This window comes from Pannonibacter sp., assembly GCF_051860505.1.
Taxonomy (GTDB): Bacteria; Pseudomonadota; Alphaproteobacteria; order Rhizobiales; family Stappiaceae; genus Pannonibacter.
Map to the genome: position 1 here is coordinate 21,991 of NZ_JBHYDX010000015.1, position 15,075 is coordinate 37,065.

Genomic DNA, 15,075 nt, shown 5'->3' on the forward strand with positions numbered 1-15,075 from the left:
TTTCAAGGTCCGGCTGGAGTGCGGATGAATTGAGCCTTAGCCGAAGTAGGACTGCAGGGGTCGAACTTCAAGGCCGCCGGTTTTATACGCCTCGATACCCTTGGCGGCCGCTACAGCCCCAGCGAGGGTCGTGTAGTAGGGCACCTTGTGCAATAGGGCAGCGCGACGCATCGAACGGCTGTCGGAAAGGGCCTGCGCGCCTTCGGTCGTGTTGAAGACGAGTTGGACCTCTCCATTCTTCACAGCATCAACGATGTGCGGGCGGCCTTCAAGCACCTTGTTGACCTTTGTGCAGGCAATTCCGTGCTCGACAAGGTAGCGCTGGGTGCCGCTGGTCGCGATAATCCGGAAGCCAAGCCCTTCGAGACGGCGCACGGCATCCAGAACACCAGCCTTGTCCTGGTCGCGCATGGACACGAACACGGTGCCTTCCAGCGGAACGCCGGTGCCAGCCCCGATCTGGGACTTGGCAAAGGCCGATGCGAAGGAACCGTTCAGACCCATCACTTCGCCAGTGGAGCGCATTTCCGGTCCGAGAATCGTGTCGACGCCCGGGAACCGGGCGAAGGGGAACACGGCTTCCTTGACGGCGACATGGTCCAGAACCTTCTCGGTGAGACCAAAGGACGCAAGGCTTTCGCCGGCCATGATGCGGCTGGCGATCTTGGCCACCGGCACGCCAATGGTCTTGGCCACGAAAGGCACCGTGCGCGAGGCACGCGGGTTCACTTCCAGCACATAGATCTCGCCATCCCGGATCGCATACTGGACGTTCATCAGGCCGCCGACCTGCAGCGCCTTTGCGAGGGCCACGGTCTGCCGCTTCAGTTCCTCGATCAGTTCGGCCGAGAGCGAGTAGGGCGGCAGGGAACAGGCACTGTCGCCGGAGTGGATGCCGGCTTCCTCGATGTGTTCCATGATGCCGCAGACGAAGACATCGGTGCCGTCGGACAGGGCGTCCACGTCCACTTCGATGGCGCCGTCCAGGTAACGGTCGAACAGCAGCGGGTTGGTGCCCAGCAGCGTGTTGATCTGGCCGGTCTTGTCGTTGGGATACTTGGCGCGGATTTCGCCAGGCACCAGTTCCGGCAGGGTGCCGAGCAGATAGGAGTTCAGCGCTTCCTCGTCCCGGATGATCTGCATGGCGCGGCCACCCAGAACATAGGACGGACGCACGACCAGCGGAAGGCCGAGCTGGCCGGCGATCAGGCGGCCCTGTTCGACGGAATAGGCAATGCCGTTCTGCGGCTGCTTCATGCCGAGCTTGGTCAGGAGCTTCTGGAAACGGTCGCGGTCTTCGGCCAGGTCGATCATGTCGGGCGAGGTGCCGAGGATCGGGACATTCGCCTTCACCAGAGCCTGTGCAAGCTTCAGCGGCGTCTGGCCACCGAACTGGACGATGACGCCGTGCAACGTGCCGTTGGACTGTTCCACGCGCATGATTTCCAGCACGTCTTCCGGGGTCAGCGGCTCGAAATACAGGCGGTCCGAGGTGTCGTAGTCGGTCGAAACGGTTTCCGGGTTGCAGTTGACCATGATCGACTCATAGCCAGCCTCTTCCAGCGCGAAGGCGGCATGGCAGCAGCAATAGTCGAACTCGATGCCCTGGCCGATGCGGTTCGGGCCGCCACCCAGGATCACGACCTTCTTGCGATCCGACGGCATGGCTTCGCTGACCGGGGCGCCAGCAAACGGCGCCTCGTAGGTCGAGTACATATAGGCCGTCGGCGAGGCGAACTCGGCCGCGCAGGTGTCGATGCGCTTATAGACCGGATGCACGTTGAGGTCGGCACGCCGCTTGGCGACGGCATCGGCATCAAGGCCGGCCAGCGAGCCGAGGCGGGCATCGGAGAAGCCCATGGCCTTCAGGCTGCGCAGCATCTCAGCACTCTGCGGCAGGCCATGGGTGCGGACCTTGGTTTCCATGTCGATGATGCCGGCGATCTGCTCCAGGAACCAGGGATCGATGCCGCACAGGGCGTTGATCTGCTCCTGCGACATGCCCAGGCGCAGCGCCTGTGCCACATTCAGCAGCCGGGTCGGCGTCGGCGTGGAGATCGCGGCACGGATTGCGTTCTGGTCATCGCCTTGGCCAAGGCCGGGGATTTCGACTTCATCGAGGCCAGTGAGGCCGGTCTCAAGCCCGCGCAAGGCCTTCTGCAGGCTCTCCTGGAAGGTGCGGCCGATGGCCATCACTTCACCGACAGACTTCATAGCGGTGGTCAGCGTCGGTTCGGAGCCCGGGAACTTCTCGAAAGCAAAGCGCGGGATCTTGGTGACGACGTAGTCGATGGTCGGCTCGAAGGACGCCGGCGTGGCGCCACCGGTGATGTCATTCTCCAGCTCGTCGAGCGTGTAGCCGACCGCCAGCTTGGCCGCGATCTTGGCAATCGGGAAGCCGGTCGCCTTGGAAGCGAGGGCGGACGAGCGCGACACGCGCGGGTTCATCTCGATGACAACCAGACGGCCGGTCTCGGGGCTGACCGCGAACTGCACGTTCGAGCCGCCGGTTTCGACGCCGATCTCGCGCAGCACCGCAATCGAGGCGTCGCGCATGATCTGGTATTCCTTGTCGGTCAGCGTCAGCGCCGGCGCGACCGTGATGGAATCCCCCGTATGCACGCCCATCGGATCGATGTTCTCGATGGAGCAGATGATGATGCAGTTGTCCGCCTTGTCGCGGACCACTTCCATCTCATATTCCTTCCAGCCGAGCAGGCTTTCGTCGATCAGGATCTGGCCGACCGGCGAGGCATCGATGCCGGAGCGGGCGATGGTCTCGAATTCCTCACGGTTGTAGGCAACGCCGCCGCCGGTGCCGCCGAGCGTATAGGCCGGACGGATGATGGCCGGCAGGCCGATCTCGTCGAGGGCCTTCATGGCTTCCAGGAAGCCGGCGTTGCGGTCATAGCCGGTGATCTTGCCGTTGGCATCGCGGATCGCGGGCGAGGACGCAATCGAGGCGCGCGGGTTTTCCAGCCCGATGGCATCCATCGCGGCGCGGAATTTTTCGCGGTCCTCGGCCTTTTCGATCACGTCGGCACGCGCGCCAATCATTTCGACGCCGAACTTCTCCAGCACGCCGTCGCGTTCCAGATCGAGGGCGCAATTCAGCGCCGTCTGGCCGCCCATGGTCGGCAGCAGCGCGTCCGGGCGTTCCTTTTCGATGATCCGGGCGACCACTTCGGGGGTGATCGGCTCGATATAGGTCGCATCCGCCAGATCCGGGTCCGTCATGATCGTGGCCGGATTGGAGTTCACGAGGATGATTCGATACCCTTCCTCACGCAGCGCCTTGCAGGCCTGTGTGCCCGAGTAGTCGAACTCGCAGGCCTGGCCGATGACAATCGGACCGGCGCCGATGATCAGGATGGAGGAAATGTCTGTGCGTCTGGGCATCGTGGCTCGCATCGTCCCGCCGTCGCGCCTTGAAGCGCGAGCGTGAGGGCTCGTCCAAGAGGATTACATTGGTGGCTGAGTGCGCCTTATAGGCAATTGAGCGCCGAGATGAAACCCCGGATCGGCATCAATCCAGATCTGATGGCAATTGTCCGTCCACGGGCGGTGGGGGAAGCAGCGCCTGGCTGGCGCTGATGCCGTCGAAATCGCCGACACCCTGGGACAGGGCGTAGCAGGCAAGGCGCACGGATTTGGGGATTTCCACCGGTCTGCCATCACGATGACCCTTCTCGTAGTACTGGATCATGCGCTTCTTCAGGCCGAGACGTTCTGCTGCTTCCTTCTGCTTCAGCCCGAGGGCGCGGCGCCAGTCGCGGAACTGGTCCGGTGTCATCATGGGCGGGCGAGGTGTCTTCTTCAGGTCGGCCATCGTCATCTGTCCTGCGGGTGCCCCTGGCACTGGCTGGCTCTTCTTAGCATTGCTGAGATGACGAACCAAACCCCCAATTGTTTGCCAGCTATTGGATTGGCCGGCGGCGATGGGCAAAGTGGCAGAAGCGATTGGAGACAATTTGACCCAATGCATTAACGAACCCGAAAGACTACCGTTTCAAAGGTTCATTTACCATCGCCGGGCTTCGCGAAAGCCGGTATAGATCCCGCCATCATGAAGTGTGTGGCGGTTGCTGCGAGAAAATTCCAAGCAAGTTGCAGGACTGGATGGTGGCGGACGAGGCAGACGGCGGGCAGGCCCGCAGGAGCGACGAACAGACCGGTGATCGCGCGCAGATTCATGGCAGCGTGCTGAAGGCGCTGGCGCTGCACCTGCACCGCCATGGCCTGTCGCTCGAGGATGTCAGCCGGAAAGCCGGGGTTACGTTGCCACCAACTGCGGCGATCTTTTCCCGCTTTTTCGCCCTTGGTGACTTTGCGCATCTGCTTGAACACTCCGCAAAGCTGCTCAATGACGACTATATCGGCCTGCGATTCGGCGGGTTGGCCGACAGCGGGCCCGTCCATCCCCTGCTGCTGGCCATCGGCTATGCTCCGACACCGCGCGTCGCTCTCGAAACAATCGCTGCATATCATCGATCCCTCATCGACCTGACCGACTGTGCGACGCGGATTGGGCCGCGTCGGATGGAGTTTGTCTGGCGCATGTCACCGCGCGTCGTGCTGCAGGATCAATTGGTCGACCGGACTTCCGGGGCCCTGGCGACGCTCCTCAGCAATGCCTTGGGGCCTGACATCATGCGCCAGGTCGAGTTTCAGCTGACCCGGCCACGCCCTGCGGACCTGAAGCTGCATCGACAGGTGTTTGGGTCGTCGATCGTCTTTGATGCGGCCGAGAATGGGGTGAGCTTGCCGGTGGAACTGGCTGAGCGGGCCTTGCCGAAACATGAGCCGGCCCTGTTTGCGGCTCTGGTGGAACTGGCGCAGCGCCGGATAGCCGACCGCCGGGCCGTGACGGGGGTCGCCGGACTGGTTTGCGAGGAAATCGCGGCCAACCTGGCCAAATCGGACCTCACCCTGGACACTGTGGCGCGGATGCTGGGCCTGAGCCCGCGCGTGCTGCAGCGGCGGCTGTCAGAGCAGGGCGAGACCTTCCAGGATCTTTATGACCTGGTCCGCAAGGAGGCCGCGACCGATCTCCTGCGCAACACCGGCCTGCCGATCTCCGAAATTGCCTTCCGGCTTGGATTTGCAGCCGTCGGCAATTTTACGAGGGCCGCGAAACGCTGGTTCGGTGCCGCGCCCAGCCAGTGGCGCCAGGAGAAGGGGTAGGCGCTGCGGGCTTAGCCCCGATGCGCACGTTTGAACCGCGGAGCAGGTTGCCGCACTGGTCATGCAGTATTGTCGCAAAACCGACATGCTGCTGGATATTTTGTCAAATGATTGGCGATGAAAACGATCCCACTTGTGTTTCTGATTGTTTCCATTTTCCTTCCAAAGGTTCCGTCCAGGGCTGGCCAGCAAATGCATAGGTGGTCCTACAGATATGTATGCGGTTTTTTCTTGGGTCCTACTTTCGGCAAACCTTCCGTAAGTTCTGTGAATCGTTCTGTATTCAAAGTTATTGAATTATCGATAAAAGCTATTTGATCATATATTTCCTTGTTCATTCTGGCGTAATAGCGAAAACTGCAGCGGAAACTGGGCAGGTGATGTTGGCTAAAACGACGGATCACCACGAAATAACATTTCGCGACTTGAAATTCTGTGCGTGAAGCACAAAAAATGGCGCGAAGTGAGAAGAAAAATACAAAAACTGGTGTAATAGTACGGTTGTTGAACAAATCGAGCCCCCGCACTCACGCGGCTGGAGACGCCCTTGGTGCTCTCGAGTCGAATGCCGGGTGGGGGTAACATATGTGCATGTTAGTGCCGCCGGGTCGGAATAGGTGGGAGACCGACCCAGCGGATACACATATGGCTCGAGGTTCATCTTCGCTTCAACCACCGGGCAAGACTCGACCATGAACAGTTTAGCGACAAACATTGTCGTCGTCCCTGATATCGCAGGGCCGGTCATCGACGATGAAAACGACACAAAGCTTCTTGCCATCTCCGAGATGTCGGAGCTGTTTTCCGTGACCTTGCGCACGCTGCGCTTCTATGAGGAAAAGGGGTTGATCAACCCCGTCCGCAAGGGGGCACGCCGCTTCTACTCCCGCCGTGACGTCGGCCGGATGCGGGTCATTCTGCAGGCCAAAAAGATCGGCCTGACCCTGACCGAGATCCGCCGGGTCATCAAGCTGGTCGAGAGCACCTCGCCGCGTCGGCAGCAACTTGAGGAACTGCGCACCATCTGTGGTGCCCAGCAGGAGATGCTGAAGGAACAGCATGCCCTGCTGCAGGAGCAGGTTGCCGAAGTCGACCACGTGCTCAATTCGCTCGACAAGCTGATCCCCGTCTCCTGACGCCAGAGACGCGACATGACAAAGAAGCCCGGCCGTTGGTCCGGGCTTTTTTGTTGGTCACAGGCCATATGCACTCGTCGAAATGCGAACAAAAAGCCCGGCACTTGGCCGGGCTTTCGTTTGTCAGCTGAGGACGCTGCCTTAATGCGCGGTCTTGCGGGCGCGCATGAGGTCGGTGAAGCGCTGGAACAGATAGTGGCTGTCGCGCGGACCGGGCGAGGCTTCCGGATGATACTGCACCGAGAACACCGGCTTGTCCTTCAGGCGGATGCCGCAGTTGGAGCCGTCAAACAGCGACACATGTGTTTCTTCCACATCGGCCGGCAGGCTGTCGCGGTCCACAGCAAAGCCGTGGTTCATCGAGGTGATCTCGACCTTGCCCGTGGTGTGGTCATGCACCGGATGGTTTGCGCCGTGATGGCCCTGATGCATCTTCACGGTCTTGCCGCCGAGCGCCAGGGCAAGCATCTGATGACCGAGGCAAATGCCGAAGACAGGCAGGCCGCTGTCGACAAGCTTGCGGATCGCGGGCACGGCATAGTCGCCGGTTGCGGCCGGATCGCCGGGACCGTTCGACAGAAACACGCCGTCCGGCTTGAGGGCGAGAATGTCGTCTGCCGACGTATTCGCAGGCACCAGAGTCACCGCGCAGCCGGCTTCTGCCAAGAGGCGCAGGATGTTGCGCTTGACGCCATAGTCGATGGCCACGACCTTGAACTCGGCCTCGGCTGCACCCTGTTCGCCGTAGCCCTCGTCCCAGACCCAGGCGGTCTGGGTCCAGGACTGGCTCTGGCCGCTGGTGACATCCTTGGCCAGATCCATGCCTTCGAGGCCGGGCCAGGCCGCAGCCTGTGCCTTCAGGGCGTCGACGTCGAACTTGCCTTCCGGATGGTGGGCAATCACCGCATTCGGAACGCCAAGGTCACGGATGCGGGCGGTCAGCGCCCGGGTGTCGATCCCGGAAATGCCAATGATGCCACGCGACTTCAGCCAGTCGTCAAAGCGGCGGGCGGCGCGGTAGTTCGACGGGTTTGTCACGTCCGCTTTCAGCACGGCACCGCGCACGCCGGAAGCGGAGGCCATGTTGATGGTTTCGATGTCTTCCTCGTTGACGCCGACATTGCCGACATGCGGGAAGGTGAAAGTCACGATCTGTCCGGCGTAGGACGGATCAGTGAGAATTTCCTGGTAGCCGGTGATGGCTGTGTTGAAGCACACCTCGGCAACGGCCTCGCCGGTGGCGCCAAGGCCCTGTCCTTCGATCACTGTCCCATCGGCCAGCACCAGAAGCGCCGTGGCAGGCGGAATGGCCCACGCGTCTGCGGTCGTCATGTCTTGCTTTCTCGGTGTTGTTGATGACATCATCGGGCACAGCAGGCCCGTCAGCACGCCTTGCGAGCGCAACCGGGGCCAGCGGGAGCCCTCATGCTTCAAGAGCGGGAATGTAGGCCAAGGACCGGCCTCGGTCAACTGTGCTTTCCGCTTATAAAAATCAGTGAAATCAACTGCTTGGTGGTGGCGTCATTGCTTTCTGGCGGCAATCTGGCTATTTTGGCTCCGGCTTGGGGCCAGGTCGTGGTGGGGACTTGTCATGCGGGAACACATCAGCGCCTCGTTGAAGGAGGCGCTTGAAAGCGGCGACAAGCGCCGCGCGGCAACGCTGCGCCTGATCCTTGCGGCGATCAAGGATCGGGAAGCTGCTGCGCGCGAAACGGGGCGCGACGGGGTGCCGGACGAGGAGGTTCATGACTTCCTGCGCCGCATGCTGGCGCAGCGCCAGGAGTCGCGCCGGGCCTTCGAGGAGGCCGGCCAGATCGATCTTGCCCAGCAGGAGGAAGACGAAAGCGACATCATTCGCGAGTTCCTGCCGCCCCAGATGGATGATGATGACATGCGGCGGATCTGCGCAGAGACCATCGAGGCGATCGATGCGGCCGGGCTGCGCGACATGGGGCGATGCATGGCGGCGCTGAAGGAGCGCTATCCCGGCCAGATGGATTTTGTGCAAGCCTCATGCCTCGTGAAAGACCTGCTGCGCAGCCCGGTGCCCGATCAGGAGCCGTGATCCGCGCCTGAGCCTGAGCCCCGGGAGTTTCAGGGTGCCATGCGGTCGGCCTTCGGGGTTCTGACGCTCATGGCATGTTGGACGGCAGCGATCTCTTGCTGTAAGAGCCTTCGACTTCCTATGTTACACTGTCACATGATAGGGACTGCGAGCGGTGCCGGCCTCTGGCGCCGTGCAGCTGCCGTGTCCGCGATCCTTTCAAACAACATCCGCAGTGGCACGATGGCCGTGAGCGGTAGGCAGACCGATGCGCTTCGACACTCGCTTGCTCGATGAAATCAAGGCCCGTTTGTCCCTGTCGGACATTGTCGGACGGCGGGTGTCCTGGGACCGGCGCAAGACCCAGCCCGGCAAGGGCGATTTCTGGGCCTGCTGTCCCTTCCACCAGGAAAAAAGCCCCAGCTTTCACGTTGATGACCGGCGCGGGCGCTACAAGTGCTTCGGGTGCGGCGCGTCCGGCGATCATTTCCGCTTTCTGACGGATACGGAAGGCCTGAGCTTTCCTGAAGCGGTCGAACGTCTGGCCGATCAGGCCGGGGTCGCATTGCCGGCTCCCGATCCGCATGCGGCGCGGCAGGAGACGAAACGGGCCGGCCTTGCCGAGGTCTGCGAGATGGCGGCTCGGTTCTTCCAGATGGAGTTTGCCGGTCCACGCGGCGAGGCCGCGCGCGCCTATGTGCAGAAGCGCAAGCTCGCGCCGGCCACTTTGTCCGAATTCCGCTTTGGGTTTGCGCCGGACACACGCGATGCCCTGAAGAAATTTCTCGCCGGGCAGGGCGTGGACGAGCCGCTGATCATCGAGGCAGGCCTTGCGATCAAGCCTGATGACGGTCGTCCGTCCTATGACCGGTTCCGTGGCCGCCTGATGATCCCGATCCACGACGACCGGGGCAGGGTGGTGGCCTTCGGCGGCCGCACGCTCGATCCGGACGGGCAGCCGAAGTATCTCAACTCGCCCGAGACGCCGCTGTTTCACAAGGGAAACATGCTGTTCAATGTGCATCGGGCACGCGAGCCGGCCTACAAATCCGGGCAGGCGGTGGTCGTGGAAGGCTATCTTGACGCCATTGCCCTGTGGCAGGCGGGCATTCGCCATGTGGTGGCGACCCTCGGCACTGCTTTCACCGAAGAACAGGTGATGCGGTTGTGGAAACTGGCACCCGAGCCGGTGGTTTGTTTCGACGGCGATGCGGCGGGTATCTCCGCGGCACACAGGGCAATCGACCGGATCTTCCCGGTGCTCAAATCCGGCTATTCCTTCCAGTTCTGCTTCCTTCCGGACGGGCAGGATCCCGACGACCTGGTCAAGGCGCGGGGGCTGGATGGCTTTCTCGAGGAGGTCGCCAAGGCCCAGCCGTTGTCGGAAGCAATCTGGGAACGTGAGGTCTCGGTTGCCAATCTCGACACGCCCGAGCGCAAGGCGGCGCTGGAGAAACGCTTCGAGGATCTGATCGGCGGTATCCGCGACGAGCGGGTGCGTCGCCGCTACCAGCTCGACCTGCGGCTGAAGTTGTCGAACCTGTTTTTCGAGCAGGCGCGGCGCAAGCGCTTCGCCGGGGCCAATGGTGGTTCGGGGAGCGGTGCCGGCTATGGCAACGGGGGAAGCGGGGGAGGGGCAGCCAATGCCCTTATCTCCACCGATCCGGGCGGACGGGTCATAGCCGCGCCGAAAGGCACGATGTTCGGCACCGAGCGGCTGATCTGCGGCTTGTGCGTGCGTTATCCGCATCTTCTCGACCGGCATATCGAGCGTGTGGCCCGGCTCGGCTTTTCTGATGCGTTGCACACGCGTTTCCGCAACGAGATTTGCCGTGTTGCCACGGATTTCGACAAGCTGTCGGTGGCTGATTTCTATGAGAGCCTGGACGACACGTTCTACCAGATCCTTGGCGAAGTGATGCGGGATGGGGGACCGGACGGGGAGCGCGGCGGCGGCACAGGTCTTGGCAGTTTCTCCGAACTGGCGCAGCGGTTCCCCTTGCTGCGCAAGGATCCACCGGACGACTTCATCGAAGCTGTCTTCCTGCATTTTCTCGACAGTCTGGAACTGATCGCACTGGAGCGGGAACTGAAGCTGGAACTGGACAATGCGGAAGTCGAGCTGGATGAGGGCGCGTGGAACCGGATCCGGGGCCTGACGCAGGATCTGGCACGGCGGCGCGAGGAATGCGCCCGCGAGGAGGCGGAACTCGCCGAGCGGGCCAAGAAGCTGCGGGCGGCCCCGCCGATGGCGATTGCCGGAGCCCATTGAGGGCCCTATCTGCCCGACAGGCGGGCCAGGTTACGTTTACGAAACAGGGTGTTTTCTTGCAAATCGCATTGACTGGCGGCGAATCACACTTGCGAATCACATGCGTCGAGCTAAATAGGGAGAATCAGTCAGCTCACCCGGCTCCGAATGGCATGCGACCACGGACAGCTCAGCGAGACGTAGCTGCGATATCTCGATGTTTGGCCCGGCGGGGCGCCTGACCGGCGGCCTTGCGGGAACGGGTTTGGTCAGCCGGCCGCCAGGGAGCGGAATTCGGCAACCAGACCTTACGGTTAAGTGGGACTTAAGGGACAGGGCATTACAACCCGAATCATCAACCGGTCCTCGGGCGCAGCGCCAGCGGCAGCGCGCCCGGCGGATTTCGCGGCAGCGAGGCGGATCGAGTTCGGACATGCGGGCGCGACGCCGTGGCACTGCGGCGGTTCTGGAGCAGACAATGGTAGCTAAGGCAACACAGACGGAAGAAGCACAGGAAACGGCAGCAGAGGGGCAAGACGGCCCGCTGCTCGACCTTTCCGATGCCGCCGTCAAGCGCATGATCAAGGTCGCGAAAAAGCGCGGCTATGTCACCTACGACGAACTGAATGAAGTGTTGCCGTCAGAGCAGGTGTCTTCGGAGCAGATCGAGGACACGATGTCCATGCTCTCCGATATGGGCATCAATGTGATCGACAGCGACGAGGTCGAGGAAGCCCAGGTCGACGACGCGGAAGAAGGCGGCGAACTGGTTCCTGCCGCACCGACGGCGCTGGCGAAGGCAAGCTCCACCCGCGAGCCGACCGATCGCACCGATGACCCGGTGCGCATGTACCTGCGCGAGATGGGGTCAGTCGAGCTTCTGTCGCGCGAGGGCGAAATTGCCATCGCCAAGCGCATCGAAGCCGGCCGCGAGGCGATGATCGCCGGCCTGTGCGAAAGCCCGCTGACGTTCCAGGCCATCATCATCTGGCGCGATGAACTGAACGAGGGCAAGGTCCTCCTGCGCGACATCATCGACCTTGAGGCGACCTATGCCGGCCCCGACGGGCGCGGTGGCCCGGTGGTCGGTGAAGGCGAGGACGAAGAGGCTGAACTCGACGATGACGGTGCTCCCAAGCGCGCGCCGGCCGGCGAGGAGGCCCCGCGCAGCGGTGCGGAGGGCGAGCGCCCGGCTGAAGAGGGCGAGGAGGAGGAGGACGAGTTCGAGTCCAACGTTTCCCTGTCCGCCATGGAAGCCGAGCTGAAGCCGCAGGTTCTGGAGACTTTCGACCGGGTTGCCGACAGCTACAAGAAGCTGCGTCGGCTGCAGGACCAGCTGGTGGAAAACAAGCTGGCCAACAAGACCCTGTCGCCGAGCCAGGAGCGCCGCTACAAGAAGATCCAGGAAGAACTCGTCACCGATGTGAAGAGCCTGTCGCTAAACCAGAACCGCATCGATGCGCTGGTCGAGCAGCTCTATGACATCAACAAGCGCCTGATGGGCTACGAAGGCCGCCTGCTGCGTCTGGCCGACAGCTATGGCGTCGACCGCACCGACTTCCTCAAGCAGTACCAGGGCGCCGAACTCGACCCGAACTGGCTGCGCAAGGTGGCGAACCTTGCCACCCGTGGCTGGAAGAACTTTGTCGGTAAGGAAAAGGATACCATCCGCGAGCTGCGGCAGGAGATCCAGACGCTGGCAACCGAGACCGGCCTCGAGATCATCGAGTTCCGCAAGATCGTGTCCATGGTGCAGAAGGGCGAGCGCGAGGCGCGCATCGCCAAGAAGGAAATGGTCGAGGCGAACCTGCGTCTCGTGATCTCCATCGCCAAGAAATACACCAACCGTGGCCTGCAGTTCCTCGACCTCATCCAGGAAGGCAACATCGGCCTGATGAAGGCCGTGGACAAGTTCGAGTACCGCCGCGGCTACAAGTTCTCGACCTATGCCACCTGGTGGATCCGTCAGGCGATCACCCGTTCGATCGCCGACCAGGCCCGCACCATCCGCATCCCTGTGCACATGATCGAGACGATCAACAAGATCGTCCGCACCTCGCGCCAGATGCTGCACGAGATCGGCCGCGAGCCGACCCCGGAAGAGCTGGCCGAAAAGCTGCAGATGCCGCTGGAAAAGGTCCGCAAGGTGCTGAAGATCGCCAAGGAGCCGATCTCGCTCGAAACTCCGATCGGCGACGAGGAAGATTCCCACCTCGGCGACTTCATCGAGGACAAGAACGCGGTCCTGCCCATCGATGCGGCCATCCAGTCGAACCTGCGCGAGACGACCACCCGCGTCCTCGCCTCGCTCACCCCGCGTGAAGAACGCGTGCTGCGCATGCGCTTCGGCATCGGCATGAACACCGACCACACGCTGGAAGAAGTCGGCCAGCAGTTCTCGGTCACCCGCGAGCGTATCCGCCAGATCGAAGCCAAGGCCCTGCGCAAGCTGAAACACCCGAGCCGGTCGAGGAAGCTGCGCTCGTTCCTGGACAGCTGAGGCGGCTTGCAAGCACGACAGAATTGCAAGAGGCTGGTCCCTGTGACCGGCCTTTTCGTTTGGCGCTCTTGCCGCCGGACTTCACCCAAACTCAGCCGTCATCCCCGTCCTTGTGCGGGGATCCATGCAGCCTCCGGCCCCTCGTCGCTCCTGCGCAGGCAGGAGCCCAGTAATCGGGGCGCACATTGGCTAGTCGTGGCGCTGCGCAGCACAACAGTGTCTGGTGGTTATTGGGCTCCTGCCTGCGCAGGAGCGACGAGAGCAAGGGGGCATCCCCAAGTCCCTTCAGCCGTCATCCCAGCCCCCTGTTGCTCAGGCATGTGCTGGGATCCACAAACCCGGCGATGACCGCCAGTGGATAACTCGCCCCCGCGCGGCCATGACCTTTCCCGCTCCCATTTCGCCGCATTTGTCAGTATGCATCAGCGCATGGAACAGGAGCGGGTCACGGGTGTTGCGCGGTTTGGGGGAGCCATCGGGCTGTCCGTGCTGCTGCATGTCGCGATCGTCGGATCCATGTTCCTCAGCCCGTCCGAGCTTTTGCCGCCGAGCCGGGAGCCGGTGGTCGAGGTGACGCTCGTCGAGCCGCCAGCGCTGGAAACGGCGCCCGAGCCGGAGCCCGAGCCCGAAACGCCCGAACAGAAGCTGGACCTGGCCGAGTTGCTCGCCAAGCCGGAGCTGGACCTGAAGCCCGAAGCCGAGCAGTCAGCCACGCCGCCGCCTGCGCCGGAACCCGCACCCGAGCCCGATAAAGCGCCTGAAGCAGCGCCGGAGACGGCCTCAGAGCCTGATCCCGTACCTGAGCCGGCTCCGGCTCCCCCGCCTGTTGCGGCACAGGACCAGCCGCTGCAGCCCTTGCCCGTGCTCATTCCTGTCGTCGAGTTCGGCGAGGAGGACAGCGGACCTGAGGCGGCCGCAGACGGCAGTGCCGCAGAGCCCTCCGGCGCAGCCGAGGACAATCTGCAAGCTGCTGACACTGAGGCCGCAGAACCTGCGCCAGGATCTGCGGAAGAGCTTCCCGGGGGTGGCTCTGGCGATGGCGGACCGGAAGCTCCGGCTGGAACCGATGCTGCCGCAGGTCAGCCCCTCGCTGCGGAGCCGGAGCCTGTGGAAGATACGGCAGTTGCCGCCGCGCCAATCGCCGAAGAACCTGCAGCCGGTGCGCCCGCTGCTGCGCCTCTTGCGTCTGACATCGGCGCATTGGTGGCGCAGGCGGGAGAAACGCCGGAGGTTGCCCCGCCCGCTCCCGGTGAGCCTGAGCTTGCCGAGACCCCTGCCGAGACCTCTGGCGAGACCCCTGGCGAGACCTTGGCCGAGACGGAGGTGGCCTCCGTCCTCACGGGGCCGCTGGTGGCCACAGCGCCACCCCGTCCCAAGCCTCCCGTCGAGACGCAAGTGGCGTCGGCCGATCCGCAAGCCGCACCCGGCGCGATCCGCCCAGGACGCGGCACGGGGGCGGGATCAGGAACCGGGAGTGGCACCGGACCTGGAACCGGTCCGGGTACGGCGACGACAAGCCTTGCCAATCTCAAACCAAGCCGGCGGCTGTTTTCGAACACCCTGTCCGGCGATGCCCGCGCCAAGACTGCCATGCGGGGCATGCCACGCGAGATGCGGGCCGATGTCCTGTGCATGACGGAACTTCGCGCCCAGCTGACCGATGCCTCTCCGGCCTATCGACCGGAAGTGCTGCCAACGTTCCGCCTGAAGACCGGGAATGTGCTGGCGACCGACCGGGCCGGCTTTCGCGCCGGCGGCTACTGGTACAATGTCGCCTTCCGCTGCGAGCTGGACGAGGACATCACCAAGGTGAAGTCCTTTGCCTTCGAGGTGCGCGGTGCCGTGCCTCGCGGCGAATGGGCGGCGCGGGGCTTCCCGAGCTACTAGGCGGATCTGGCGTTTCGGTGCCGGTTCGGGGCATCTTGTGGCAACATGCTTCTGATACACGCAATCGGTATGT

Annotated in this window: 9 protein-coding genes; 6 read left to right on the forward strand and 3 right to left on the reverse strand. The window is 63.0% G+C overall.

The features are described from left to right. Positions 1-36: 36 nt before the first annotated feature. Together carB and ACTIFE_RS11920 are read right to left on the reverse strand one after the other, a co-directional pair. Positions 37-3,399 carry a carbamoyl-phosphate synthase large subunit gene (gene carB / locus ACTIFE_RS11915; RefSeq protein ID WP_439529374.1) on the reverse strand — a complete coding sequence of 1,121 codons (3,363 nt, stop codon included), beginning with the start codon at positions 3,397-3,399 and terminating at the stop codon, positions 37-39. A gap of 127 nt (positions 3,400-3,526) precedes the next feature. Next, entirely contained in the window at positions 3,527-3,829 is a 303-nt protein-coding gene (locus tag ACTIFE_RS11920) for a helix-turn-helix domain-containing protein (RefSeq protein WP_439529375.1), read from the reverse strand. Positions 3,830-4,122: 293 nt separating this feature from the next. Between ACTIFE_RS11920 and ACTIFE_RS11925 the strand changes: the two genes are divergently transcribed. Continuing rightward, positions 4,123-5,184 carry a helix-turn-helix domain-containing protein gene (locus ACTIFE_RS11925; RefSeq protein WP_439529376.1) on the forward strand — a complete coding sequence of 354 codons (1,062 nt, stop codon included), beginning with the start codon at positions 4,123-4,125 and terminating at the stop codon, positions 5,182-5,184. Positions 5,185-5,876: 692 nt separating this feature from the next. After that, complete coding sequence (locus tag ACTIFE_RS11930) at positions 5,877-6,320, forward strand: MerR family transcriptional regulator (protein ID WP_439529377.1); 444 nt, start codon at positions 5,877-5,879, stop codon at positions 6,318-6,320. Positions 6,321-6,461: 141 nt separating this feature from the next. Here the strand turns inward: ACTIFE_RS11930 and carA are convergent, their stop codons facing one another. Further along, positions 6,462-7,652 (reverse strand): glutamine-hydrolyzing carbamoyl-phosphate synthase small subunit, encoded by a 1,191-nt coding sequence (gene carA / locus ACTIFE_RS11935; protein ID WP_439529378.1) that lies wholly within the window; start codon positions 7,650-7,652, stop codon positions 6,462-6,464. 259 nt (positions 7,653-7,911) lie between these two features. Between carA and ACTIFE_RS11940 the strand changes: the two genes are divergently transcribed. The 4 genes from ACTIFE_RS11940 (at position 7,912) to ACTIFE_RS11955 (ending at position 15,002) form a co-directional block, all read left to right on the forward strand. Next, positions 7,912-8,385, forward strand: coding sequence for a GatB/YqeY domain-containing protein (locus ACTIFE_RS11940; RefSeq protein ID WP_439529379.1), 474 nt, complete (start codon positions 7,912-7,914; stop codon positions 8,383-8,385). Positions 8,386-8,632: 247 nt separating this feature from the next. Continuing rightward, positions 8,633-10,636 carry a DNA primase gene (gene dnaG, locus ACTIFE_RS11945; RefSeq protein ID WP_439529380.1) on the forward strand — a complete coding sequence of 668 codons (2,004 nt, stop codon included), beginning with the start codon at positions 8,633-8,635 and terminating at the stop codon, positions 10,634-10,636. 457 nt (positions 10,637-11,093) lie between these two features. Beyond that, on the forward strand, positions 11,094-13,115 hold the full coding sequence (gene rpoD, locus ACTIFE_RS11950) for an RNA polymerase sigma factor RpoD (protein WP_439529381.1): 2,022 nt from the start codon (positions 11,094-11,096) through the stop codon (positions 13,113-13,115). A gap of 429 nt (positions 13,116-13,544) precedes the next feature. Continuing rightward, the gene (locus tag ACTIFE_RS11955; protein ID WP_439529382.1) at positions 13,545-15,002 is read left to right on the forward strand and encodes a DUF930 domain-containing protein; all 1,458 of its coding nucleotides are present in this window, start codon (positions 13,545-13,547) and stop codon (positions 15,000-15,002) included. Positions 15,003-15,075: the final 73 nt, after the last annotated feature.